Below are 23,563 nucleotides of genomic sequence, written 5' to 3' on the forward strand. Positions count from 1 at the left end.
AGGAACTTTGAAAACTTTAAAAAACGGATTTTGATTGCCTTGAACATAAAGAAAGAGAGAACGAATTTCGTCCTCTCTAGGTGTTAGCTTTTCATCTACCCACTACAGTTGACAAAGAGCCCAAAAAAAGTACTACCTTAAAAGGCAGTACCATTTTAACTATCTTAAGTTCAACTCTTTATAAGCTGTTCGATATCCAATTTGTAAAATGGTATCGTCTTTGATCAGAATAGGCCGTTTAATCAGCATACCGTCTTGTGCAAGAAGAGAAAAGGCTTCGTCAAGACTCAAACTAGGCAACTTATCTTTTAAACCTAGCTCACGATAACGCTGACCACTGGTATTAAAGAATTTTTTTAAGTCTAAATCGGAATTTTCAAAAAACGTCTTTAAACTCTCCACATTTGGAGGGGTAGCTTTAATATCAATGGCCTCAAAGTCTAGTCCCAATTCTTTTAACTCTGCTTTTGCCTTGCGACAGGTTGAGCATTTAGGGTATTCATAAAATACTAACATGATTTCTCCTTTATTTGTGCTTCATGGTTTAATAACCATGATTTTCTATCTAAACCACCAGCATAGCCTATCAACTTTCCATCTCTTGATAAAACCCTGTGACAAGGAATGAGGAGACTAATAGGATTTTTACCAACAGCATTCCCAACTGCTTGGGCTGATGCGCAATCCAGCTCTTTTGCCAAATCACCATAAGTGATCACCTCACCAAAGGGGATCATCAATAAAACAGACCAGACTTTTTGTTGAAAAGGTGTCCCAAGAGGAGATAAGGGAAGGTCGGTATAGACAATGGCTTCCCCTTGAAAATAGCGATCCAATAACCGCTTGGTTTCTTCCAAAATCGGATGTGTCTCTAAAAGAGGCCTTTTTTCAAGACCTCTTTCAAAATATTTTTGATCTTCAAACCAAATCCCACGTAAGGCAGTATCTGAAGCCACCAGAGACAATTTTCCTAAAGGACTCGTATAAACTTGTTTATAGAGTGTCATCTGTACCTACTTCTGTTCAGTTTTTAATTAAGCGTACTTTTACAATATTATCGCTAGTTTCAAACTTATTAACAAGCTCAGCTACTTTAGTTTCATCTGTTTCATCCAAATCAAGTAAGGTATAAGCATAATCCCCTTTAGATTTGTTGATAATATTATCAATATTGATGCCCAAGTCTGACACAGCAGTTGAGATACTTGCTACAATATTTGGCACATTTTTATTAATCAAGGTAATACGATAAGGTGCAGAAAGACCTTGAACAACATTAGGGAAGTTGACAGAATTGATGATTTCACCTGTCTCCATGAAACGACGGATGGTTTTTCCTGCCATAATAGCACAATTCAGCTCAGCTTCCTCTGTCGAACCACCCACATGAGGAAATACCGTAACATGCTCTTTATTCAATAACTCCTCTGTCCCAAAGTCTGTCACATAGTTTTTCACCACTCCAGCCTCAATCGCCTCAAAAAGTGCTTGATTATCAACCAACTCTGCACGTGCAAAGTTAATAATTGTTGTGCCTTTTTGCATTAAAGCAAAGCTATCAGCATTGAAAGTATACTTGGTATCAGGTGTTAGAGGAACGTGGACAGTAATGTAATCAGATTGCTCAAAGATTTCTTTCAAATCAGCCACACGCTTAACATGACTAGAAATATTCCAAGCTGTTTCAATAGAAACATAAGGGTCATAGCCAAGAACATTCATTCCTAAACGACGTGCATCATTAGCAATCCGACCACCAATCGCACCAAGACCAATCACCCCTAAAGTTTTACCTGCAATCTCAGTTCCTGCAAATTGCTTTTTACCTGCTTCGATTTGCTTTGGCACATCATCACCCGTCAAGGTGTTGGTCCATTGATTAGCTGAAATATAATCACGCGCTGAAAGTAGAATTGAGGCTAAAACAGCTTCTTTTACAGCATTGGCATTGGCTCCTGGAGTGTTAAAAACAACAATCCCTTGTGCGCTTGCTTGCTCAATTGGAATATTATTGACACCAGCTCCCGCACGCGCAATAGCTTTTAAGTTGGAAGGAAAAACTGTCTCATGAAGATTTTGACTGCGAATAATAAAAGCATCTGGATTTTCTGCCTTATCTCCGTCAATCTGAAACTTATTACCCAATTCTTTTAACCCAATTTGGTTAATATTATTAAATGTTTTAACACTAAATACCATTTTACTGATTCCTTACTTTAATTTTTGATAAGCTAGTCGCTCCCCTTCAAAGGTCACCTTACCACATTGTTCAAATCCCAATTTTTTTAAAATATGTTGCATGGCCATGTTTTTGGGATGAGTGTCTGCACGAAATTCATTAGATTGACGTGTCTCAATTAAGCCTTCTAATAAAGTCTGAACGACTTGCTGTCCGCGAAAATCTTGATGAACCACCACACGATGAAAAGTGATGTAGTCATGATTTTCTGGATAGGTCCATGCACCATCATAAATGGCATCATAAGCTGGCTCAAATCCCTTTATCATAGCAACATAAGCTGCAAGCTGACCTTCAATAACCGCCACATAACCATACCCTTCTAGAATATCTTCCATTATGGTTTCTTGACTCGGATATCCATTTTGCCACTGATCACTTCTATAAGAGGCAATGTGTTCTCTGGCTTGATGAATCATCATCATAATGGTATCAACCTCGTTTGGATGAGCAAGACGAAATTCCATTACTTGTTTTCCTCTTCAAATTTAGCCATAAAGTCTAAAAGCGCCTGCACTCCTTCAAGTGGGAAGGCATTGTAAAGGCTAGCACGCATGCCACCGACTGAACGGTGTCCTTTAATATTTTTAAAGCCAGCTTCGTCTGCTTGTGCATTAAACTTAGCATCCAAGTCTTTGCTTGGAGTGACAAATGGGATATTAGCAACTGAGCGATCTTTTATCTCTTTAACTGGGCTAGTGTAGAAGTCTGATCGAGCGATAAAATCATACAATAAGTTTGATTTTTGACGGTTTTGTTTTTCCATCTCAGCAACACCACCAAGTGATTTAACATACTCAAAGACTAATTTCGCCATATAAATACCAAAAGTTGGCGGTGTGTTGTAAAGCGATTCGTTATCTGCTTGAATACGATAGTCCAACATACTAGACAAGGCAGGCTCATCATTTAACAAATCCTCACGAATAATAACAATCGTCACACCTGCAGGACCAATATTTTTTTGTGCTCCTGCATAAATCATACCAAAATCAGCAACATTGTAATCAACCGCTAAGATATTTGAGCTCATATCAGCGATAATGGGAACACCGTTAGTCTCAGGTAGCTCATAAATAGCTGTTCCTTCAATGGTATTATTAGTTGTCAGGTGGACATATGCTGCATCAGCATCAATTTTTGAGGCATCAATTTCTGGGATATGATCATAAACTGTTTCTTCTGATGATGCCAGTAAGATAGGCTCAAAAGGAATGGTTTTAGACAACTTAACAGCTTCTGTATAAGCTTTTTTCCCCCAAGAACCAGCAACCACATAATAAGCCTTACGTCCTTTAGCTAAATTGAGTGGAATCATCGAGAATTGAGTAGAAGCCCCACCTTGTAAAAAAAGGACCTTGTAATTATCTGGAATCCCCATCAAGTCACGCAAGAGACTTTCAGCATCTTTGATAATAGCATCAAATTCTTTGGAGCGGTGGGACAATTCCATCACACTCATCCCTGAATGAGCGTAATCCAAAAATTCAGCTTGAGCTTTTTCAAGAACTGGTTTAGGCAAGACAGCTGGTCCTGCAGAAAAATTGTAAATTGTCATTAGTTTACCTCCAAATAAAGTCCTTTCATTATAGCATAATTTTCAGAATTTTGGCAACTTATTATACATCCTCAACCTATTAAAAAGAAAGGAAGTAGCAAAAATGGTATAATAAAAAAGAAAAGGAGAAAACTATGTTAATTAAGGAATTTTGTGCCGAAAACTTGACCGACCTAGCAAAGCTAGATCCTAAAGAGGTTAGCCGTGTTGAACTATGCGATAATCTAGCTGTTGGCGGAACCACTCCAAGTTATGGTACCATTAAAGAAGCCGCAGCTTATCTTCATGAAAAAGGCATCACCCTATCAACCATGATTAGACCGCGTGGAGGAAACTTTGTTTACAACAGTTTAGAGTTAAAAGTCATGGAAGAAGATATCTTGATAGCTGTTGAATTAGAGAGTGATGGGCTGGTCTTAGGACTCCTAACCAGCGATCATCAATTAGATCTTGAAGGTCTCGAGTATCTCCTTCCTGCTACTCAAGGATTGACCTTAACTTTCCACAGAGCTTTTGACAGGATTCCAAAAAATGAGCAATTTCAGGCTATGGATCATCTTATTGACCTTGGCTTCCATCGCCTTCTTATCCACGGCGATGCTTCTGATAATCCCATCTCTGAAAATAGTGAACATTTAAAAAAATTAATCCAGCATGCTGATGGACGTATTGAAATTGTTTTAGCTGGAGGAGTCACAAAAGAAAACTGCTCACACTTATCACAAGACATCAAGACCCCTTATGTACATGGTACCAAAATCGTATAAAAAACAGCTTAGTCCTATTTTAGACAGGACTAAGCTGTTTTAACTTCTTTAAATAGCATCTCCACCACGCTCACCTGTACGAATCCGAACAACATCATCGATAGGTTGAATGAAGATTTTGCCATCTCCCACTTCACCTGTTCGTACAGTAGCAATAATCAACTCCACTAAATCATCTACAGCATGATCTTTCACAATGATCTCAACTTTGACCTTAGCCAACATGGTTGGAGTTACACGTTGCCCACGAACAATTTCTACAAAACCTTTTTGATTTCCATAGCCTAAGACTTGTGAGATTGTCATTCCTTTTGCTAGCCCCGCCTTACTCAAAGTTGTCTTTAAATCCTCTAATTTCTCAGGTCTAATAATCGCTTCGACTTTTTTCATCTTCATCCTCCTACGAATCTAATCCCATAAAGGTTGGATAAGCTGTTTCCCCATGCTCTGTATCATCGAGGCCAATCGCCTCTTCTTTATCAGAAACACGAAGAGGGGTAAATAATCCAACGACTTTAATAATGATAAAGGTCATTCCAGCTGACCACACGATAGTAAATACAATCGCTCCTAAAGTAACTAAAAACAATCTAGGGTTACCATAAATCAGTCCAATATTGCTCTTATCAAGCGCTAAGTCTGGTGTGGTAAAAATTCCTGTCACAATACCACCAAAAATACCACCAACCCCGTGACAGCCAAAAGCATCTAAAGCATCATCATAACCTAAACGATGTTTGACCATTCCAATCGCGTAATAACAAACTGGGCTAACCATCAAGCCAATTAATAAAGCACTCCAAGTTGATACAAAACCTGCTCCTGGAGTGATAGCAACCAACCCTGCCACTAAGCCTGTTGAAGCTCCCACCAAGGAAGGTTTACCATTTTCTTTATACTCTAACAAAATCCATGAAAACATAGCTGCAGCTGCAGATAGATGAGTTGTTAGCATGGCATGAACCGCTAAGCTATCAGCAGCTAAGGCTGATCCCGCATTAAATCCAAACCAACCAAACCAAAGTAATCCTGCTCCCAATAATACAAAAGGAACATTGTGAGGTCGATACTCTAAACGATCAAAATCACGTCTTTTACCTAGAATTAAAGCCAACACCAAACCGCTAACACCTGAAGTGATATGGACAACATCACCACCAGCAAAATCAATAGTCCCCCATTGTGCTAGTAAGCCCTCATCCCAAACCATATGAGCAAACGGATAATATACTAAAAGTAGCCAAAAAACAATAAAGAACAAGAGTGGTTTAAATCGCATCCTTCCTACAACTGATCCTGTTAAAATCCCTACTGTAATGATAGAAAACATCATTTGGAACAGAGCAAATAAAGAATCTGGAATCGTAAGATGTCTTGTACTAGTCGTATCACTTACCCCTTTAAAAAAGAAATGCCCTAAATCTCCTATAATAGAACCATCTCCAGAAAAAGATAGAGAATAGCCGACTGTTACCCACATCAAACTTGCAATAGCAAGAGACACAATGGACATCATCATGGTTGAAATAACATTTTTTCGTCTCTCTAATCCACCATAAAAAAATGCCAAAGCGGGGGTCATCAAAAAAACTAAGCCCGAACACAATAAAATAAAAGCAATACTAGAATGATCTAATGTCATAAGCAAACTCCTTTTTTCAGAAAAGCAATGAAAGATGTTAAATATGTTATATAATATAACACTCCATTTTTCTCTTGTAAACCCACAATTGACAGAAAATTCTGTATTTATATCATAATATGTTAGCTAATAAAGAATAAAAAAATAGCTCTATCCCTTATTTTACAAAGGATAGAGCTGTTTATATATTAATACATCTTATTTTAATTGATGGAATTGCTGATAAAGTTCTTGACGATTCAAACTATATTCTTTAGCAATAGCTTTAATAGCTTGGTTAGGTTTTATGCCATCATCAATTAACATTTGAATTTTTTTAAGATAATCCAGATCTCCCTCAAGTGTACTTGTAGCATACTCCTCAGCATAACCACTAACAATAAGGAGACACTCCCCCTTTAGCGGATGTTCCTCAAGATAAGAAAGAAGCTCTGTAATTTTTCCTCGTTGATACTCTTCATAAAGCTTAGTCAACTCACGAACAAGCACCACTTGGCGATCGCCATAAACGGATAAAATCATTTCCAAAGTATCTACGACACGATAGGGAGATTCATAAAAAATCTGCGTTTCAGGATAGTGTAACTTAGATTCAAAAAATCGTTGTTGTTGCCCACGCTTTCTTGGTAAAAAACCGTAAAAAACATGTGGTTGTGGTGCAAGTCCACTGGCAATCAAGGCTGTAATACCAGCTGAAGCACCAGGTAAGGCAACCACTGAAATCTCCTCTTCAATGGCAGCTTTAACCAAGTCATGACCAGGATCTGAGATAGAGGGCAGACCTGCATCTGAAACCTGAGCTAAATCCTGCCCAGATTTTAAAAACGCAAGTAAATCAGGAATTTTATCAAATGCATTGTGCTCATGAAAACTGATCTGTCGAGTAGCAATTTCAAAATGTTTTAGCAATTGACCCGTATTTCTTGTGTCTTCTGCTGCAATCAGATCAACACTTTTCAAAATCTCCACTGCACGAAAGGTCATGTCTTGTAAATTCCCAATAGGAGTGGGCACCAAATAAAGAGTGCCATAAGAGGATTGACCTTTAAAACTTTTTTGTACTCTCATCTTCGCTCCTACTCTCGAAATAGCAATTCAGTGCACATCATACAATCTTCTTCACTTTCTCGACGTTGTCCGTAAGCATCATTACAGATATGAAAGCCATCTTCATAAATTCCTTCCAAATGTTCTCGACCTTGAAAGAGGGATTTGCCTGGTTTTGTTTCTTGAATTTGTGCTAGACGTTCCCTTAATTTATTATTTTCTAAACGTAGTGTCGTATTTTCTTCCACTAAATCTTGAATATATTTTTTTATATCTTCGATTTCTTCTAAGTTCTTAGCCAAGGTTAAGGAAAAACCATCAAAAAAATCAAACAAATCTTTTTTATCCATTAACTATTATGTCCTCCAATGAGTAGGTTAAACTCCCCTGTCTATCCTCAAATTTTAATTGAACTGTTTCTGATAAAATATCCATGCCGACAACTTCACCAACACCAATATCTGTCTTTATTTTCTCACCATAATCAGGGAATTTATCACGCGCCTCCTGATAAAAGTCATCTTCAAAGCTAAGGCAACACATCAAACGCCCACAATGACCATTCATCTTCCCAGAATTTAAGGAGAGGTGTTGATTTTTTGCCATTTTAATGGAAACAGGTGGAAATTCTCCTAAAAAAGTCGAACAGCAAAGAGGACGACCACAGGGGCCTAAACCACCATAAACTTTACTTTCTTCACGGTTAGTTAATTGTCTCAACTCAATTCTTGTTTTCAAAAGAGCAGCTAGTTCTCTTAATAATTGACGAAAATCTACACGCTTTTCAGCTGTAAAGGTAATCAAGACTTGACTACAATCCAAGGGATAAGCCATGTCGATAATTTTCATACCTAGTTGATGATCGCTCACCAACTGCTTTACCAAGGGAAGCTCTTTTTCAATTCTACTTTTGTTTTGTTCGGCTTGTTTAAAATCTTCTGAGGTCGCAAGTCGAAGTACCTGTTCAGTAGTAGGAAAAGAATGCGTCAGTTGCTCAGCTTCTACAACCACTTTGGCTAAATCAGCACCTTTTTCTGTATCAACAACTAGCCAAGTATCTTTAACATATGTTTTATCTGTTTGAACAAGGGATAAACTTCCTTTATTTTGGTATTTTACACCTAGTATAACTGTCATACTAACACCATATACTCCAATACATTTTGAAAATTAACGTGATGTTGCCACATTCTGTAAGCTTCAACCAACCGAGATAAATAATTTAAACTCGCCGTACTTCTAGACTGATTAAAAATAATAGGCAAAATTTTAAAGACCAACTCTTGTTCTCCCTTATCACTAGCCAGAGTGACCAACCTTGACACTTCAAGATAAGCTTGTGAGTCATCAAGCGATAAAAGATTTACCCAGCGTTGACAAACTTTAATCAGTTCTAAGATTTTATGGTTGGAAGACAAAAGTTCGACATCCTCCCAATTAGAAACAAGTTCAGCTAAAATCTCGGCTTCCGTCTTTAAAAAGCCCTTGTTTTCTAATTCTCCAACCAGGAGCGATCGATTTTTTAGAAAATGGAACTCTTGGCAACGACTTCTAATGGTTGGCAAAATCTTATTTTCATCATCTGTCAATAAGACAAGGTAAGATTGTGCAATAGGCTCCTCCATTAACTTTAAGAGACTATTACTGGCATTAAGGTGCATTTTATCAGCATCTTGGATAATAAAAAATTGAGAAGAACTCTCGTAGCCAGATTTAGAAAATTCTTGCAAGAGTTGCCTAATAGTATCAGTCTTAATGACTTGATTGACGGGTCGAATTATTTTAACATCAGAGAAGTCTTCGCTTGCAATCAAGCGACACGAACGGCAACGCTGACAAGGTAATTTATCAATTTTATCTTGACAAAAACGGCTCTGTGCCAAATAAATCGCCATGTCAAGATTACCAAATCCACCTGAAAAGAGATAGGCATGGCTGATCTGGTCGGACTGGATGATTTGTTGAAACTGTTTAAAAAGCTTAGGTTGTAATTGTTTTAATGACATCCTGTTTCCTCAAGATAAGAAAGGATTGTCTGATAAGCTTCTGAAACAACTTCTGATAAAGGCTTACTCGCATCAATGATGACGATACGAGAATCATCTTTAGCGAGCTCAAGATAGCCCTGTCGTACTTTTTGATGCATCGAAAGCGCCTCTAAATCTAAACGATTCACCTCACGTTCATCTGCTTGCTTGATACGGCTCAATCCTTCTTCAGAAGGGACATCAAACAAAAGCGTTAAATGAGGTTTCAAACCATCTGTCGCATAAGTATTCAACCAATCAATACTTTCCTTATCCAAGCCTCGCCCATAACCCTGATAAGCCATTGAGCTATCAATAAATCGGTCCACTAAAACAATAGCCCCTCTTGATAAAGCAGGTAAAACTTTTTCAACTAAGTGTTGACGACGGGCAGCAATATATAATAAAAGCTCTGTTTTATCATCCATAGCCGTATGTTCGACATCTAGAATCACATTCCGAATGGCCTCTGCGATCCTAACACCACCTGGTTCTCTTGTTGAAATAACTTCAAGTTTCTCTTTTTGTTCTAGAAGTGGCAGGATGGCTTGTAAAACACTGGTCTTTCCTGCACCATCTGGTCCTTCAAATGAGATTAAACTACCTTTTTTCATCCTCTTCCTCAATCATGTTAATAGTCCTATTTTACCAAAATTTTACAAGAAAAGGGAGTGAAAGTAGGGGCTATTTGAAAAATCCATCCCACTATCACTCCTTCATTCTTTTAAAAACCAACTTTCGCTTTTGTTCTCTCAATAGCCTCAACTTCAAAGCCCTTAGCTTCGATCTTAGCTTTTAAAGCTTCTAAATCAACGTCACCTTCTAACTGTACCTCAATTGCAATCTTACCTGATTTTCGAGGTAGATGTAAAGTACTCTTGATATTCAAGTTTTCTTCTACAATAATACGTAAAAGGTCTCCTAAAACACCAACCTTATCATCAGCCAAGACATGAAGGCGAGCTCCTTCTTCACCGTATCCTGAAATTTGTAAAAAGGCACGAAAAACATCCTTATCAGTGATAATTCCTGAGACCATATCATTATCCATAACAGGCAAGACACCAATACTATGTTTAATCATTAGATAAATCGCATCTTCTAAGCTAGCATATTTAGAAACTGTGACAACATCTTTAATCATGACATCACGAATTTTTGTCTTATTGAGCAAATAATTCATTTCATAAATAGACAAACTTGTCGCTTTAGATGGACTAGCCTCAGCAATAGTACCTTCTGTTACCAAACCAACTAACTTATCATTTTCAATAACAGGTAAACGACGAAGCCCTTGCTCACGCATAATTTCTGAAACATGGGCAACTGTTGTATCTGGAGATACATACACGACTTTTTTAGTCATAAAATCTTTTACTGACATTTCTCTAGCCTCCATCTTTTTGATACTTTTATTATATCACATTTTGTAATCGTTTACGAAAACTTTATGAAAATATTTTGGCTAAATCAAACTTTGTTTCTTTCCTCTTCTATCATCAAGAACTGAGCCAAAACTAGATAAAAGAAAATAATAGCAAAAAAGGAGCCACTAACTGCTCCTTTTTTCTAATCATTAACCACCTAGATAAGCTTTACGAACCTCATCTGATGTTAAAAGTTCTTGACCTGTACCAGAAAGAACAATCTTACCAGTTTCAAGAACATAACCACGATCAGCAATAGATAATGCTTTATTGGCATTTTGCTCAATCAATAGAACAGTTGTCCCTTGCTTTTGAATATCTTGAATAATATCAAAGATTTCTTGGATAAAGATTGGGGCAAGTCCCATAGACGGTTCATCTAACAACAAAAGTTTAGGTTGGCTCATCAGCGCACGCCCCATGGCAAGCATCTGTTGCTCCCCACCTGAGAGGGTTGCCGCATCTTGATTTTTACGTTCTTCTAGACGTGGAAAACGTGCAAAGATTTTCTTTAGATTAGCTTGATTTTCTTCACGGTTATTACGTAAGAAAGCTCCCATCTCTAAGTTTTCCATAACTGTTAAACCAGCAAAAACATGACGTCCTTCTGGAACTTGTGATAAACCATCTGCCACAATTTTACGAGCAGGAACCTTTTGGATTTCTTGTCCTAAAAATTCAATTTTTCCAGCCGAGGGACGAACAAGACCTGAAATAGTCCGTAAAATAGAGGTTTTACCTGCACCGTTAGCCCCAATAAGAGTGACAACTTCACCTTCATTAACCTCAAAGCTAACATCTTTGACTGCTTCAATCACACCATATTTTACAGATAGGTTATCTACTTTCAACATCGCCATTATGCCTCACCTCCAAGATAAGCTTCAATAACACGTTTATTGTTTTTGATTTCATCTGGTGTTCCATGGGCAATTAAGCGACCATATTCCAGAACATAGATGCGTTCTGTAACTTCCATTACCAAGCTCATATCGTGTTCAATCAAAATAATGGTAATTCCAAACTCTTCTTTAATTTTTCGAATCAGACCTGTTAATTCTGCTGTCTCTTGAGGGTTCATCCCTGCAGCTGGCTCATCTAGAAACAGAATTTTAGGTTCTGTTGCAAGGGCACGAACAATTTCCAAGCGACGTTGTTGCCCGTAAGGAAGATTTTTAGCTAATGTCTCAGCATCACCATCTAAATCAAATATTGCCAAAAGGTCCAAAGCTTTTTGACGCAATTCTTCTTCATTTTGATAAAATTTTGGCAAACGTAAAAAACTCGCTAAAATGTGTGGTTTACGATTATTACCAAGTCCAATTAAAACATTATCAAGTACCGTCATATCCTTAAACAAGCGAATGTTTTGGAAGGTACGTGATAAACCTAGTGAAGCAATAGTATAAGGTGCTTTACCATTTAAAACAGTACCATCAAGCGTAACAGTTCCCTCACTTGGCTCATAAACACCTGTCAAGAGGTTGAAAAGAGTTGTCTTACCAGCTCCATTAGGACCAATGAGCCCTACTAACTCTCCCTCGTTTAATTCCATTGTCACATCACCTACGGCAGTCAAGCCACCGAAGTTTTTGGTTAAATTTTTAACTTCAAGAAGTGCCATTAGTTTTTGCCCTCCTTATCTTTTTTAAAGAATTTCATTAGACTGAACTCTTTTGTTCCAAGTAAACCACCTGGGCGGAATACCATAACAAGAATTAAGGCTAATGAGTAAATAATCATACGAAGATCAGAGACATTTTGCAAGAACATATTTAGAACACCTAGAACAATTGCTGCAACAATAGTACCTGTCATTGAACCAAGTCCACCAAATACCGCAATAATCAAGAATTCAATTGATTTCATGATTGTAAAGTCTTTAGGCATGACTGTTCCGATATAACCAACTTGTAAGGATCCTGCGATACTAGCTGTGATAGCTGCCAAAACAAAAGCCATTACCTTAACCTTGGTGGTATTAACACCCATTGACTCTGCTGCGATTTCATCTTCACGAACAGCAATCACCTCACGTCCTATTGGGCTACGTAAGAAATTGACGGTTAAAACAGTTGTTAAAACAACAAAGACAAAAACAACTGGCCAAGTCGTATATTCCAGAATCCCCGTTAGACCAGCCGCACCGTTTGTCAAGTCTCCACCATTGACAATGGCCATACGAATAATCTCAGCAACACCAAGTGTAGCAATAGCAAGATAATCTCCCTTCAAACGAAGAGTTGGAATGCCTACAACAAGTGCAATAATAGCCGCCAAAACAGCGCCCACAAGCATAGAGAGATAAAATCCTGCAAAGGTAGGATTTGAGGTTGTCAGAATAGCCGTTGCATAGGCCCCAATTGCCATAAAGCCAGCTTGACCTAGTGAAAATTGCCCTGAAAAACCTAAAACGAGGTTAATTCCCACAGCCATAATGATATTAATCCCAATCTGCATTAAAATTTGTACATAATAAAGATTAATAACACCAGCCATCGCTAAAGCATAAATAATACCATAAGTAGCTAGAATAAGTGCTAACCAAGTTAAATTAACTTTTAAATTTTTCTTCATTACTTACACCTTCTCTTTCACATTTTTACCAAGGATCCCCGCTGGACGAACGAGAAGAATGATGATCAAAATAGCATAAACAATCGCGTCTTTGAAACTTGATAAACCAATTGAAACAGAGAAAGTTTCTAAAAGTCCAATAACAAAACCACCGATAGCGGCTCCTGGAATAATTCCAATACCACCTAATACAGCAGCGACAAAGGCTTTAATACCTGGTGTCATCCCCATAAGAGGATCAATCGCATTGTAATAAAGACCAATCAAGCACCCCGCAGCCCCTGCTAAAGCTGATCCCAAAGCAAAAGTAAAGCTGATTGTACGGTTAACATTAATCCCCATCAACTGTGCCGCATCACTATCAACAGACACCGCACGCATGGCTTTTCCCATCTTTGTTTGCTTAACAATAAAGTTTAAACCAAGCATCAAGACAATTGAAACAGCCAAAATCGTTAACTGGACGTTAGTTACCGCTACAGGTCCTAAATGATAACGTACTGTTTCAAGAGCTTGAGGAAAGGCACGTGTATTAGCACCTACAAAATAAACCATCCCATACTCTAAAAGGAAAGATACCCCAATTGCTGTAATCAAGGCTGCAATACGCGTTGAATTTCTCAGTGGACGATAGGCTAAAAACTCAATGACAACACCTAAAAGTGCTGTCAAGGCCATTGTTAAGACCAGAGCCACAAAAAAGTTCATCTTAAAGGCATTAATCAAATAATAACCAATAAACGCACCCATCATGTATAAATCACCATGAGCAAAGTTTATGAGCTTGATAATACCATAAACCATTGTATAACCTAATGCTAAGAGGGCATAAACACTTCCTAGAATTAAGCCATTGACAAGTTGTTGAACCATGTTTTCACCAAACTTTCTATAACATAATAATATCTGGAAAAGGAGCTTTCCTTTCCCAGATACTGTAATTTTTAGATATATTATTTAACCTCAACGACAGTTGCAGAATCTTCTTTACCGTCTTTGAGACCAATCATAATTGCTGACTTAACAGGATTGTGTTTTTCATCAATTGTTGTTTTACCTGTTACCCCATCAAAATCCTTAATCTTAGCAAAGTTCTTAGCAATTTCGCTTGAGTTTTCAGCATTCTCTGCAGCTTCTGCTACCATGTAAACAGAATCATAAGCAAGTGCAGCAAACATGTTTGGTTCTTCACCATATTTTGCTTTATATGACTCTACAAATTTAGCAGCTTTATCAGATAAATCAACTTTTGTTGAGTAACCAGAAACATAATAAACATTGTTTGTTCCTGCTGCTGTAGCATTTTCAATGAATTTTTCATCGCTAAAGCCGTCAGGTCCAAGAATTGGTTTATCAATCCCCATGTCACGCGCTTGTTTTGTAATTAAACCTGTTTCAGTGTAGTAACCAGGCATAATGATCGCATCAAACTCTTTATCTTTGATTTTTGTTAAAGCAGCTTGGAAGTCTTTATCACCAGCTTGGAAAGTTTCTTCTACAACAATTTCCCCTTTATATTCGTTTTTAAACTCATTGGCGATGCCTTTGGCATAGTCACTTGAGTTATCATAATAAAGGACAACTTTTTTAGCTGAAAGGTTTTCTGTAGCATATTGTGCCAAAACTTGACCTTGGAAACTATCTTGGAAAGTCGTACGGAAAACGTACTCTTTTACTTTTCCATCTGCATAAGTTAGGCTGTCTTGTGTACCAGAAGGTGTTACAAGAGGAACTGCTGCTTTTGTTGCTGCTGGTGTTGCTGCTGCTGTAGCACCAGAAGTTGCAGGTCCAATCATCACATTAACCTTGTTTTGAGTGACTAAGCTGCTAGCAACAGATGCCGCTTCATTGTTTTCAGACTTGTTATCTTTTGAAACAATTTCAAGCTCTTTTCCATCTACACCACCTGCTTTATTGATTTCATCAACAGCAAGCTCCGCAGCATTTTTTTGAACTTGACCGTAAGCCGCAACTGCTCCACTCAACTCAAAGTTCAAACCAACTTTAATCGTATCTCCAACTTCTGTACCAGTCGATGAAGACGAGCCACTAGGCGCTGCCCCACAGGCTGCAAGAACAGCTGTACTCGCAAAAGCAAGAGCTGCTAATGTTAATTTCTTTTTCATCTCTATATCTCCTTAAAGTTATCTAAAAATATACGTTAATAAGAATACTGAATTATCTGATAATTGTCAAGCTATTGGGACTATTTTTTTCGATATCCAGTTTTTCTTGATGAAGATTCCCTACAAAATTTTGATCAATCGCTTTATAGGATGAGACTTTAATATCTTTAACAAACTTCTGTTTTTCCAAATAACCCACAACTTCGTCTAAGTCAGCCACATCAATATACAACACAAGATAACGCAATCGTCTAGAATGGTAATGAACATCACCAAATTTAGACACTTTTCTAGCATCACGATTGTAGTAAAGATAGACCGCAACACCTATCCGATCTTTTTTGTCCACGATTAGCTATTCCTTTCTCTAATATGATGGCCTTTAGCATGAGGACGTCTATGAGGTGATAAAGGCAGGGCTTCATCTACAAAAATATCCTCCGATACACTTTTGGCTAAATAATGACTAACGGTCGATAAGAGTACTTGTAAATCATGCTCTGCCTGTCGCATTTCTTGAACTAAAGGATCCAAATCAAGTTGCCTTTTTTGTAATAGCCACTCTTTTTTTAAGACCTTTAATTCTTCTCTGTAGGGCAAATAGGCCTTTTGATTTTCAAAATCTTGATTTAAAGCAGAGAACAGTTGCAACTTTTCTTGTAAAGAAGTATTCTCCTGAAAACGAGTTTTTACTTTTTTATAATTTTTGACCTCTTTTGTTTCCAAAATGGACGCTACTAAAGCATCAATCGCATCGTCAATCTCTATTAATTCTTGATTTATTTCTAGCATATAAAGATTATATCAAAAAAAAGAAGTGGAGACTAGGTTGCTCCACTTCCACCTTTTTGATTTTATTTTAAATCATTATTAGCCATAATATCATCAATAAAGCCATATTCTAATGTTTCTTGCGCACTCATCCAGTAATCACGTTCCGCATCCTTATGAACTTGTTCAATTGTTTTCCCTGAATTATCAGCTAAGATTTGTTCTAAGTTTTGACGTGTTTTTAAAAGATGCTCTGCAGCGATAGCCATATCTGTTTGTTGAGTGCCACCACCTGTTCCACCCATCGGCTGGTGAATCATGTACTCAGCATTGGGTAACATGAAACGTTTTCCTTTAGTACCTGATGAGGCAATGATGGTTCCCATAGAAGCTGCAACACCCATTACAATAGTTTGGACATCAGATTTAATAAAGTTCATCGTATCTACAATTGCAAGTCCTGCCGATACGGAGCCACCTGGCGTATTGACATAAAGATAAATATCCTTTGTATTATCCTGAGCATCAAGGAATAAGAGCTGAGCAATAATAGAATTTGCCATATTATCCTCAACTGGCCCTGTCAGCATAATAATACGATCTTTTAGCAAACGTGAGTAAATATCATACGAGCGTTCACCACGGCTAGTTTGTTCAATAACTACTGGAATCATAGAATTTCTCCTTTTTCTTAGAAGTTCCTACTTCTATCAATTAAGATATTACCATTATAGCTTTTTGGTCAATCTTGGTCAAATAAAAAATTTACTATTTTTTAGAAAAAGCAAAAGGTTGAAAGAACGCTCTCAACCTTTGATAAAACTTATTTTGTCCCAAACAAACGATCACCAGCATCTCCAAGTCCTGGAACTATATAACCATTTTCATTGAGCTTTTCATCCAACGCCGCTGTGTAGATGTCAATATCTGGATGGGCATCTTGTAATTTCTTAACCCCTTCTGGTGCCGCAACTAAGCAGACAAACTTAATATTCGCTGCACCACGTTTTTTAAGAGAATCAACTGCTAAAATAGCAGAGCCCCCAGTTGCTAACATAGGATCTACAAGAAAAATTTGACGTTGATCGATATCTTCTGGCAATTTCACTAGATATTCAACGGGTTCAAGAGTCTCCTCATCACGATACATCCCAATATGACCAACCTTAGCAGCTGGAACAAGGCTAAGTAAGCCATCAACCATACCAATACCTGCACGCAAAATTGGAACGATTGCTAATTTTTTACCCGCTAACTGCTTTTGAACAGTTTTTACAATCGGTGTCTCAATCTCAACGTCCTCTAGTGGCAAATCACGTGAGACCTCATACCCCATTAACATAGCAATTTCATTAACAAGCTCACGAAAATCTTTTGTCGAGGTGCTAGTACGACGCAAAATAGAGAGTTTATGTTGGATTAGTGGATGTGAAATAACTTGAAATTTTCCCATATAATATCGCTCTTTCGAGCTTCCTACTTTCTAAAATTTTTTCTCCTTATTATACCAAACTTCAAGGGAGTTTTCATCTAGAAAGAAAAGATTTTAAAAAGTTTCAGCTAAACGGCGACAAGCTTCCACAATGATAGACCTAGGTGCTGCTGCATTTAGTCTAGCATGTAATTTCCCTTCGCGACCAAAAGTTAAACCATCATTTAAAATTAAACCAGCCTCTTTTTCCAGTTTCTCAAACAATTCCGAATGAGATAAGCCATAGTCAGAAAAATCAAGCCAAATCAAATAAGTTCCTTCTGGTTTTAAAAATTTTATTCGTGGTACTTCTTTACTCAAAAAGTCAGTAATGTAGTTGATATTATCCTCTAGAACACCTTTGAGCTCCTCTAGCCACGGTTTTCCATAAGTTAGGGCAGTCTCCGTAGCTATTAAACCTAGGCTTGAAATTTCATGCTGATTATTTCTTAGCTGAATTTTACGAAAAGCTGCGCGAAGCTCAGGATTTTTAATCAAGACAAAACTATTTTTTGTTCCCGCAATATTGAAAGTTTTAGTAGCACTACTTAAAATCACAGAAAAATCCGAAAAAGCTTCCGAAACGGTATTAAAGCTATGATGTTGATTACCGTACAAAGCCAAATCTTGATGAATTTCATCTGAAAGTAAGATAACATGATATTTTTGGCAAAGTTTTCCAATTTTTTCAAGTTCATCTTTAGACCAAACACGACCACCTGGATTATGCGGGCTACAGAAAAGATAGATTTTAACTTGATGCTCAACAATATCTTTTTCCAACTGCTCAAAGTCAATTTCAAAGTGACCATTTTTTTCAATTAAAGAATTATTAACCAGTTTTCTCTGATTTAAGGTAATTGTTCGGGCAAAAGGGGGATATACAGGTGTATTAATCAACACAGCATCTCCTTCTTTTGAAAAAGCTTGTAGGGCTACCGAAATAGCAGGAACAACTCCCTCAATCAAGGTGATATCTTCTTTTGAGATAAAGTAACCGTGCTGCTCCTTTTCCCAATTAACAATTTTATCTAACAGGCTATCTGATGTCGCATTGTAGCCATAAACACCATGCCTTGCAAATTCTTCTAAAGCTTTGGTCATTTCTGGAAAGGTCACAAAATCCATGTCAGCAATCCAAAGTGGCAACAAATTTTTATCTTCTTTTGTCGCCTGCCACTTGACAGCATTAGTTGATAAACGCTCAGGTACAGTGATAAAGTCATATTTTGTCATCTTATCCCTCCAAAGCTGTCTTTAAATCTGTTATCAGATCCTCTGCATCTTCAATTCCAACTGATAAGCGTAAGAGATCATCTGTCAAACCATAAGCATGACGAACCCCAGCTGGAATATCAAAGTGGGTCTGTGTAGCAGGGTAAGTAATCAAACTTTCAACCCCTCCTAAGCTTTCTGCAAAAGTGAAAACTTCCAAAGTATTGATGATTTGTGGAATATTTTCTTGGTTCTTAACTTTAAAGGAAACCATGCCACCTTTTCCTGTATAAAGTACCTCTTTAACTGCTGGAGACTGTCGCAAGGCTTCTACTACAGCTTTGGCATTCTCTGTTGATTTTCCCATGCGTAGCTTCAATGTTTTTAACCCTCGAATCAAAAGGTAACTGTCAAATGGGGATAAAACAGCTCCTGTTGTATTCAAATTAAAGAAAAGTTTATCATAAAGTTCTTGATCACTGGTTAAGACAACCCCAGCCAAAACATCATTATGGCCTGAAAGGTATTTCGTAGCAGAATGTACCACGATATCTGCTCCTAAAGGAATAGGATTAAGATAAACAGGGCTATAAAAGGTATTATCCACAATCACTTTAGCTCCTAGTTGATGAGCTTTATTGGCGATACTTTCAATATCAAACTCTACCATCAAGGGATTGGTTGGTGTCTCTAAATAAACAAGGTCAATCGTATCATCTAGCTGCTCAATAAGTTCGTCTTCTGTATTGGCATAAACAAAAGAAAAGCGTCCTTCTTTTTCTTTCTCATTAAACCATCTAAATGACCCACCGTAGAGATCTCTGGCCGCCAAGACCTTACTTCCTACAGGAAAAATTTCCATGGCAAGTACAATTGCACTCATCCCTGAACTTGTTGCTAAGGCAAATTCTGCCTGTTCAATAGCAGCTAAAGTTTCTTCTAATTGCGTTCGAGTTGGATTTTTCGTACGAGTATAGTCATATCCTGTAGATTGACCAAACTCTGGATGCTGATAGGTGGTTGAAAAATGTAAGGGAGTTGTTAACGCTCCAGTCGCTTCATCTGATTTAATACCAGCCTGCGCTAAGATAGTGTCTAATTTATAAGATTTTGTCATGATTTCCCCCTGATATTGTTTTCTTATTATTCTACCACTTAAACAGCCATTATAACGTTTTTCTTGTATATCATTTATTGATAGTTAGCTATAGTTTTTACTTATAACATATCAAAAAAAATCTAGATATTAATCTAGATTTTTAAATAGACTCTATTTTTAACATTTGGCGCAGACGTTGTGCACGACTTCCGATTAATTTATCAAGACTACGGGTCAATAAGGCTAAATAACCATATACCGCTACACCAACAAATCCAACAATTACTAAATAAATGGCGCTTTGGACATAGCCGTTTGGAACAAAAATAAACCCTAAGACAAATTTTGTTAATATCACAAAAATCGCCATAATCCCTGTCATCAGTACAATAAGTAGAGCATTTTTTACCATAATTTTAGGATTAAAGTGAGTCACTTGACGGATCCGTTGATACATTAAAACGACAGGAACTAATAAACCAATAGTGGTGCTAAGCACTGGTCCATAAGAGTGAAAAAGATAAATAAGAGGAATCTGTAAAACCACTTTAACAGCTAAACCAATTAAAAAATATCGAATCGCACGACGTCTCTCAAAAAGGGCTAATAACATCGGAGATAACATGGTGTAAAAACTTACCACTAAAGTTTGTAGCAAAACAGCAATAAAGAGATGAATCGCAAGTGTCTCTGACTGCCCATAAAAGACTGTATAGAGTGGCTCAGCTAATAACACGGAACCTGTAAGAGCTGGTATCATAAAGATCATTAACATTTGAACGTTATTCAAAATCATACGAGCAATCGCTCTTTTATCTTTTTTCACAAAATTTTCGGTAATCAATGCAATTCCCACACCACCAATAGAGGAAGCAACAGAAATCAAAATCATAACAATCTTGTTAGGATTAGCATAGAAATACGTGTACATGGTGACCAATTGTTTCTCGGAAAAATTTGTGAACCACTTCATGCTATTGATAAAAGTTGCCTGATCAATCAAGCTAAAAATAGAAACTGCAGCTCCTGTTACAATAAAAGGAATGGCTTCCTTCGTTGTCTCAATGAGAATTTGGAGAGAATCAATCTCTTCATCAATATCCAATTCTGAAAAGAACTTCCCTAATACACCCATTTGCCATAAATAATAACCCAAGACCAGCATACTAGCCAACATCCCAATAAAAGCCGCAAAAGTGGATTGAATCACAGCTGCAACATAATCACCTGATCCCATTTTCATAATGAAAAAGGTCGCTAATAGCATCCAAATAATCCGAATAATCTGCTCGGCAATTTGACTAATAGAAAAAGGCTTTAAATCATTGTACCCTTGGAAAAATCCGCGGATTACACTCATGACAGGAAAAATTAACACAGACAGTGATAAACTCTTTATCACAGGAACGAGTTCTGCACCTGAACCTGACATACCTGCAAAAATCCCTGCACCAAAATACATCACAGAGGCACCAATAATTCCTAGTATCAACATGAAACGCATAAAATGCCGCATCAGATAGATATTATGACTTTCTTTTCCTAAGGCATTGTATTTTGCAATCTGCTTAGCTATTGCAACTGGAATACCGGCTGTTGACATCAATAAAAACAGGGCATAGATACTATAGCCCATATTAAATAAACCATTAGCTTCTGCCCTATGCTCTCCCATCCACATATACCAAGGAATGATATAAAGAGCGCCTAATAGGCGGCTAACAATATTACTCATGGTTGACCATGCTGTCCCGCGTAACATTTTTTCTTCTTGACTAAGAGCCGATTGAGACAGCGACGAACGAGTAGTTTCTTTATTCATTAGTTACTTCCTAGAATTTTTTCAATCAAATTTATTATAAACTTTTCCTTTTGACTTGTAAAACAGGAACATAAGGTCTAAAATATTACTATGATTACAATTGAACATGTTTTAGACATTTTAAAAAATGACCAGAATTTTCGAGAAATTCTTTTTAACGGACAATATCATTACCATGCTTCTGATATTTGTTTTGAGCAATTAAGTTATGACAGCCGAGTAACAGATCAAAAAACACTATTTTTTGTCAAGGGTGCTCATTTTAAAAAAGAATTTTTAGATAAAGCAATCAACTCTGGTTTAACCTATTATATTTCTGAAAAAGATTATGAAGTTGATATTCCCGTTATTCTTGTTAACGATGTGAAACAGGCTATGAGTTTGGTTGCCATGGCTTTTTATGGTAATCCTCAAGAGCGATTAAAACTTTTGGCATTTACAGGTACAAAAGGTAAAACTACTGCTGCTTATTTTGCCTACCAGATTTTAAAGCAAGAACATAAACCAGCTATGCTCTCTACCATGAACACCACGCTTGATGGAAAAACATTCTTTAAATCAACTCTCACAACACCTGAAAGCTTTGACCTCTTTGCCATGATGGCTGAAGCTGTCAAAAATGGAATGACACATCTGATCATGGAAGTTTCCAGTCAAGCTTATCTCGTGAAACGTGTTTATGGCTTAACCTTTGATGTCGGTGTTTTCTTAAATATTAGTCCTGATCACATTGGGCCTATTGAACACCCTACTTTTGAGGATTATTTTTACCATAAACGCCTCCTAATGAAAAATAGCCGAGCAGTAATTATTAATAGTGAGATGGACCATTTTGATCTCTTAAAAGAGGAAGTTGCAACAAAAGATCATGACTTCTATGGAAAATTCTCTGACAATCCTATTTCATGCTCAAAAGCCTTTACATTTGATGTCAAAGGGAAGCTAGCTGGGCACTATCACATCCAACTCATTGGACGTTTTAACCAAGAAAATGCCCTCGCAGCAGCCTTGGCTTGCTTGCGCTTAGGAGCATCACACCATGCTATCCAAAATGGAATCGCTGAAACAACTGTCCCAGGAAGAATGGAAGTGCTAACTCAAACCAATGGAGCTAAAGTCTTTGTTGACTATGCTCATAATGGTGTCAGCCTTGATAATCTCATCAAAGTCGTTAAAGAGCATCAGACAGGACAAATCACCCTCATCCTAGGTGCACCTGGAAATAAGGGAGAAAGCCGTCGAAAAGATTTTGGCGAAATTATCAATCAATACCCTGAACTAAAGGTTATCTTATCTGCCGATGACCCTAACTTTGAAAATCCTTTAACCATTTCTCAAGAAATCCAAAGCCACATCCATCGACCTGTAACTATCATAATAGACCGTGAAGAAGCAATAAAAACAGCCCTAGCTCAAACTAAAACCGACCAAGATGCCGTTATCATTGCAGGAAAAGGCGCAGATGCTTATCAGATTATTGAAGGAAAACAAGCCAATTACGATGGCGACATTACTGTTGCCAAACGTTATTTATCATAACAAATGAAATAGTGATGACCCAAAGCTATTAAGTCAAGGCTGAACAACAATAACCACTCCCTAGAAAAAACAATTCCCACATGTATGATGTGGGAATTGTTTTTTATTGGGGCTCTATAATTTCTGTAGTGGGTAAGAACACCGTGGAAATTATGGAGCCTTTTTGAATATAGAAAAAGGTCCCATATGACCTATAATGAAAAGCGACGAAACTCACATTAGAAAGGGTTCATATG

26 protein-coding genes and 2 pseudogenes are annotated in these 23,563 nt (G+C 37.4%); 2 read left to right on the plus strand and 26 right to left on the minus strand.

The window, feature by feature from the left end; all coding sequences use genetic code 11:
* Nucleotides 1-159: 159 nt before the first annotated feature.
* The 5 genes from ACVRWY_RS07675 to serC are packed head-to-tail and all read right to left on the minus strand — an operon-like array spanning nucleotide 160 to nucleotide 3,797.
* Nucleotides 160-516, minus strand: coding sequence for an arsenate reductase family protein (locus ACVRWY_RS07675; RefSeq protein WP_354369659.1), 357 nt, complete (start codon nucleotides 514-516; stop codon nucleotides 160-162).
* Complete coding sequence (locus ACVRWY_RS07680; protein ID WP_354369658.1) at nucleotides 510-1,007, minus strand: methylated-DNA--[protein]-cysteine S-methyltransferase; 498 nt, start codon at nucleotides 1,005-1,007, stop codon at nucleotides 510-512. The genes ACVRWY_RS07675 and ACVRWY_RS07680 overlap by 7 nt, the downstream gene beginning before the upstream one ends.
* 16 nt (nucleotides 1,008-1,023) lie before the next feature.
* A complete protein-coding gene (locus ACVRWY_RS07685) occupies nucleotides 1,024-2,199 on the minus strand; it encodes a 3-phosphoglycerate dehydrogenase family protein (RefSeq protein ID WP_354369657.1) in 1,176 nt (391 codons plus the stop codon).
* 12 nt (nucleotides 2,200-2,211) lie between these two features.
* Nucleotides 2,212-2,706, minus strand: coding sequence for a GNAT family N-acetyltransferase (locus tag ACVRWY_RS07690; protein ID WP_354369656.1), 495 nt, complete (start codon nucleotides 2,704-2,706; stop codon nucleotides 2,212-2,214).
* Nucleotides 2,706-3,797: a 3-phosphoserine/phosphohydroxythreonine transaminase gene (serC, locus tag ACVRWY_RS07695; protein ID WP_354369655.1), complete on the minus strand. Its 1,092-nt coding sequence runs from the start codon at nucleotides 3,795-3,797 to the stop codon at nucleotides 2,706-2,708. Before serC ends, ACVRWY_RS07690 begins: the two co-directional genes overlap by 1 nt.
* A 134-nt stretch (nucleotides 3,798-3,931) precedes the next feature.
* Here serC and ACVRWY_RS07700 point away from each other — a divergent pair, with 134 nt between their 5' ends.
* On the plus strand, nucleotides 3,932-4,564 hold the full coding sequence (locus ACVRWY_RS07700; protein WP_354369654.1) for a copper homeostasis protein CutC: 633 nt from the start codon (nucleotides 3,932-3,934) through the stop codon (nucleotides 4,562-4,564).
* 48 nt (nucleotides 4,565-4,612) lie between these two features.
* Here the strand turns inward: ACVRWY_RS07700 and ACVRWY_RS07705 are convergent, their stop codons facing one another.
* The 21 genes and pseudogenes from ACVRWY_RS07705 to ACVRWY_RS07805 form a co-directional block, all read right to left on the minus strand.
* Nucleotides 4,613-4,954, minus strand: coding sequence for a P-II family nitrogen regulator (locus ACVRWY_RS07705; RefSeq protein WP_354369653.1), 342 nt, complete (start codon nucleotides 4,952-4,954; stop codon nucleotides 4,613-4,615).
* A 10-nt stretch (nucleotides 4,955-4,964) separates the two neighbouring features.
* Nucleotides 4,965-6,206 (minus strand): ammonium transporter, encoded by a 1,242-nt coding sequence (locus ACVRWY_RS07710; protein ID WP_354369652.1) that lies wholly within the window; start codon nucleotides 6,204-6,206, stop codon nucleotides 4,965-4,967.
* Between the two features lie 198 nt (nucleotides 6,207-6,404).
* A pseudogene (locus ACVRWY_RS07715) lies at nucleotides 6,405-6,500 on the minus strand (16S rRNA (cytidine(1402)-2'-O)-methyltransferase); the annotation flags it as partial.
* Nucleotides 6,474-7,274, minus strand: a pseudogene (gene rsmI, locus ACVRWY_RS07720) (16S rRNA (cytidine(1402)-2'-O)-methyltransferase); the annotation flags it as partial. The pseudogenes ACVRWY_RS07715 and rsmI, both read right to left, overlap by 27 nt.
* An 8-nt stretch (nucleotides 7,275-7,282) precedes the next feature.
* A complete protein-coding gene (yabA, locus tag ACVRWY_RS07725; RefSeq protein ID WP_354369650.1) occupies nucleotides 7,283-7,603 on the minus strand; it encodes a DNA replication initiation control protein YabA in 321 nt (106 codons plus the stop codon).
* The gene (locus ACVRWY_RS07730; RefSeq protein ID WP_354369649.1) at nucleotides 7,596-8,390 is read right to left on the minus strand and encodes a PSP1 domain-containing protein; all 795 of its coding nucleotides are present in this window, start codon (nucleotides 8,388-8,390) and stop codon (nucleotides 7,596-7,598) included. Before ACVRWY_RS07730 ends, yabA begins: the two co-directional genes overlap by 8 nt.
* Nucleotides 8,387-9,259 carry a DNA polymerase III subunit delta' gene (locus ACVRWY_RS07735; RefSeq protein ID WP_354369648.1) on the minus strand — a complete coding sequence of 291 codons (873 nt, stop codon included), beginning with the start codon at nucleotides 9,257-9,259 and terminating at the stop codon, nucleotides 8,387-8,389. Before ACVRWY_RS07735 ends, ACVRWY_RS07730 begins: the two co-directional genes overlap by 4 nt.
* Nucleotides 9,250-9,894, minus strand: a complete 645-nt coding sequence (gene tmk / locus ACVRWY_RS07740; protein WP_354369647.1) for a dTMP kinase — start codon at nucleotides 9,892-9,894, stop codon at nucleotides 9,250-9,252. Before tmk ends, ACVRWY_RS07735 begins: the two co-directional genes overlap by 10 nt.
* Before the next feature lie 110 nt (nucleotides 9,895-10,004).
* Nucleotides 10,005-10,664, minus strand: a complete 660-nt coding sequence (locus tag ACVRWY_RS07745; RefSeq protein WP_354369646.1) for a CBS and ACT domain-containing protein — start codon at nucleotides 10,662-10,664, stop codon at nucleotides 10,005-10,007.
* Between the two features lie 192 nt (nucleotides 10,665-10,856).
* Nucleotides 10,857-11,567: an ABC transporter ATP-binding protein gene (locus ACVRWY_RS07750; RefSeq protein WP_354369645.1), complete on the minus strand. Its 711-nt coding sequence runs from the start codon at nucleotides 11,565-11,567 to the stop codon at nucleotides 10,857-10,859.
* Nucleotides 11,567-12,331: an ABC transporter ATP-binding protein gene (locus ACVRWY_RS07755; RefSeq protein WP_354369644.1), complete on the minus strand. Its 765-nt coding sequence runs from the start codon at nucleotides 12,329-12,331 to the stop codon at nucleotides 11,567-11,569. The genes ACVRWY_RS07750 and ACVRWY_RS07755 overlap by 1 nt, the downstream gene beginning before the upstream one ends.
* A complete protein-coding gene (locus tag ACVRWY_RS07760; protein WP_354369643.1) occupies nucleotides 12,331-13,284 on the minus strand; it encodes a branched-chain amino acid ABC transporter permease in 954 nt (317 codons plus the stop codon). The genes ACVRWY_RS07755 and ACVRWY_RS07760 overlap by 1 nt, the downstream gene beginning before the upstream one ends.
* A 3-nt stretch (nucleotides 13,285-13,287) precedes the next feature.
* A complete protein-coding gene (locus ACVRWY_RS07765) occupies nucleotides 13,288-14,157 on the minus strand; it encodes a branched-chain amino acid ABC transporter permease (RefSeq protein WP_354369642.1) in 870 nt (289 codons plus the stop codon).
* Between the two features lie 80 nt (nucleotides 14,158-14,237).
* On the minus strand, nucleotides 14,238-15,410 hold the full coding sequence (locus ACVRWY_RS07770) for an ABC transporter substrate-binding protein (protein ID WP_354369641.1): 1,173 nt from the start codon (nucleotides 15,408-15,410) through the stop codon (nucleotides 14,238-14,240).
* 52 nt (nucleotides 15,411-15,462) lie between these two features.
* Complete coding sequence (locus ACVRWY_RS07775; RefSeq protein WP_354369640.1) at nucleotides 15,463-15,759, minus strand: DUF2129 domain-containing protein; 297 nt, start codon at nucleotides 15,757-15,759, stop codon at nucleotides 15,463-15,465.
* Between the two features lie 2 nt (nucleotides 15,760-15,761).
* Nucleotides 15,762-16,202 carry a YlbF/YmcA family competence regulator gene (locus ACVRWY_RS07780; protein ID WP_354369639.1) on the minus strand — a complete coding sequence of 147 codons (441 nt, stop codon included), beginning with the start codon at nucleotides 16,200-16,202 and terminating at the stop codon, nucleotides 15,762-15,764.
* A gap of 62 nt (nucleotides 16,203-16,264) precedes the next feature.
* On the minus strand, nucleotides 16,265-16,855 hold the full coding sequence (locus ACVRWY_RS07785; protein ID WP_354369638.1) for an ATP-dependent Clp protease proteolytic subunit: 591 nt from the start codon (nucleotides 16,853-16,855) through the stop codon (nucleotides 16,265-16,267).
* A gap of 149 nt (nucleotides 16,856-17,004) precedes the next feature.
* Complete coding sequence (upp, locus tag ACVRWY_RS07790; protein ID WP_354369637.1) at nucleotides 17,005-17,634, minus strand: uracil phosphoribosyltransferase; 630 nt, start codon at nucleotides 17,632-17,634, stop codon at nucleotides 17,005-17,007.
* Nucleotides 17,635-17,727: 93 nt separating this feature from the next.
* On the minus strand, nucleotides 17,728-18,888 hold the full coding sequence (locus ACVRWY_RS07795; RefSeq protein ID WP_354369636.1) for a MalY/PatB family protein: 1,161 nt from the start codon (nucleotides 18,886-18,888) through the stop codon (nucleotides 17,728-17,730).
* 1 nt (nucleotide 18,889) lies between these two features.
* Nucleotides 18,890-19,984, minus strand: a complete 1,095-nt coding sequence (locus ACVRWY_RS07800; protein WP_354369635.1) for a cystathionine gamma-synthase — start codon at nucleotides 19,982-19,984, stop codon at nucleotides 18,890-18,892.
* Between the two features lie 142 nt (nucleotides 19,985-20,126).
* Complete coding sequence (locus ACVRWY_RS07805; RefSeq protein ID WP_354369634.1) at nucleotides 20,127-21,788, minus strand: putative polysaccharide biosynthesis protein; 1,662 nt, start codon at nucleotides 21,786-21,788, stop codon at nucleotides 20,127-20,129.
* Nucleotides 21,789-21,878: 90 nt separating this feature from the next.
* On the opposite strand from ACVRWY_RS07805, the gene ACVRWY_RS07810 reads away from it, so the two are divergent.
* Nucleotides 21,879-23,327 (plus strand): UDP-N-acetylmuramoyl-L-alanyl-D-glutamate--L-lysine ligase, encoded by a 1,449-nt coding sequence (locus ACVRWY_RS07810; protein WP_354369633.1) that lies wholly within the window; start codon nucleotides 21,879-21,881, stop codon nucleotides 23,325-23,327.
* The last annotated feature ends 236 nt before the right edge of the window (nucleotides 23,328-23,563 follow it).

The organism is Streptococcus porcorum (assembly GCF_053203725.1).

What these genes read in the sequence shown, in the direction of transcription:
- ACVRWY_RS07765 (WP_354369642.1), bottom strand. Translation starts at nt 14,157, where the DNA reads ATGGTTCAACAACTTGTCAATGGCTTAATTCTAGGAAGTGTTTATGCC.
- upp (WP_354369637.1), bottom strand. Translation starts at nt 17,634, where the DNA reads ATGGGAAAATTTCAAGTTATTTCACATCCACTAATCCAACATAAACTC.
- ACVRWY_RS07710 (WP_354369652.1), bottom strand. Translation starts at nt 6,206, where the DNA reads ATGACATTAGATCATTCTAGTATTGCTTTTATTTTATTGTGTTCGGGC.
- ACVRWY_RS07750 (WP_354369645.1), bottom strand. Translation starts at nt 11,567, where the DNA reads ATGGCGATGTTGAAAGTAGATAACCTATCTGTAAAATATGGTGTGATT.
- ACVRWY_RS07755 (WP_354369644.1), bottom strand. Translation starts at nt 12,331, where the DNA reads ATGGCACTTCTTGAAGTTAAAAATTTAACCAAAAACTTCGGTGGCTTG.
- ACVRWY_RS07675 (WP_354369659.1), bottom strand. Translation starts at nt 516, where the DNA reads ATGTTAGTATTTTATGAATACCCTAAATGCTCAACCTGTCGCAAGGCA.
- ACVRWY_RS07760 (WP_354369643.1), bottom strand. Translation starts at nt 13,284, where the DNA reads ATGAAGAAAAATTTAAAAGTTAATTTAACTTGGTTAGCACTTATTCTA.
- ACVRWY_RS07805 (WP_354369634.1), bottom strand. Translation starts at nt 21,788, where the DNA reads ATGAATAAAGAAACTACTCGTTCGTCGCTGTCTCAATCGGCTCTTAGT.
- ACVRWY_RS07745 (WP_354369646.1), bottom strand. Translation starts at nt 10,664, where the DNA reads ATGTCAGTAAAAGATTTTATGACTAAAAAAGTCGTGTATGTATCTCCA.
- ACVRWY_RS07770 (WP_354369641.1), bottom strand. Translation starts at nt 15,410, where the DNA reads ATGAAAAAGAAATTAACATTAGCAGCTCTTGCTTTTGCGAGTACAGCT.
- ACVRWY_RS07700 (WP_354369654.1), top strand. Translation starts at nt 3,932, where the DNA reads ATGTTAATTAAGGAATTTTGTGCCGAAAACTTGACCGACCTAGCAAAG.
- ACVRWY_RS07810 (WP_354369633.1), top strand. Translation starts at nt 21,879, where the DNA reads ATGATTACAATTGAACATGTTTTAGACATTTTAAAAAATGACCAGAAT.
- ACVRWY_RS07685 (WP_354369657.1), bottom strand. Translation starts at nt 2,199, where the DNA reads ATGGTATTTAGTGTTAAAACATTTAATAATATTAACCAAATTGGGTTA.
- ACVRWY_RS07785 (WP_354369638.1), bottom strand. Translation starts at nt 16,855, where the DNA reads ATGATTCCAGTAGTTATTGAACAAACTAGCCGTGGTGAACGCTCGTAT.
- ACVRWY_RS07680 (WP_354369658.1), bottom strand. Translation starts at nt 1,007, where the DNA reads ATGACACTCTATAAACAAGTTTATACGAGTCCTTTAGGAAAATTGTCT.
- ACVRWY_RS07800 (WP_354369635.1), bottom strand. Translation starts at nt 19,984, where the DNA reads ATGACAAAATCTTATAAATTAGACACTATCTTAGCGCAGGCTGGTATT.
- ACVRWY_RS07780 (WP_354369639.1), bottom strand. Translation starts at nt 16,202, where the DNA reads ATGCTAGAAATAAATCAAGAATTAATAGAGATTGACGATGCGATTGAT.
- ACVRWY_RS07795 (WP_354369636.1), bottom strand. Translation starts at nt 18,888, where the DNA reads ATGACAAAATATGACTTTATCACTGTACCTGAGCGTTTATCAACTAAT.
- serC (WP_354369655.1), bottom strand. Translation starts at nt 3,797, where the DNA reads ATGACAATTTACAATTTTTCTGCAGGACCAGCTGTCTTGCCTAAACCA.
- tmk (WP_354369647.1), bottom strand. Translation starts at nt 9,894, where the DNA reads ATGAAAAAAGGTAGTTTAATCTCATTTGAAGGACCAGATGGTGCAGGA.
- ACVRWY_RS07690 (WP_354369656.1), bottom strand. Translation starts at nt 2,706, where the DNA reads ATGGAATTTCGTCTTGCTCATCCAAACGAGGTTGATACCATTATGATG.
- ACVRWY_RS07730 (WP_354369649.1), bottom strand. Translation starts at nt 8,390, where the DNA reads ATGACAGTTATACTAGGTGTAAAATACCAAAATAAAGGAAGTTTATCC.
- yabA (WP_354369650.1), bottom strand. Translation starts at nt 7,603, where the DNA reads ATGGATAAAAAAGATTTGTTTGATTTTTTTGATGGTTTTTCCTTAACC.
- ACVRWY_RS07735 (WP_354369648.1), bottom strand. Translation starts at nt 9,259, where the DNA reads ATGTCATTAAAACAATTACAACCTAAGCTTTTTAAACAGTTTCAACAA.
- ACVRWY_RS07705 (WP_354369653.1), bottom strand. Translation starts at nt 4,954, where the DNA reads ATGAAAAAAGTCGAAGCGATTATTAGACCTGAGAAATTAGAGGATTTA.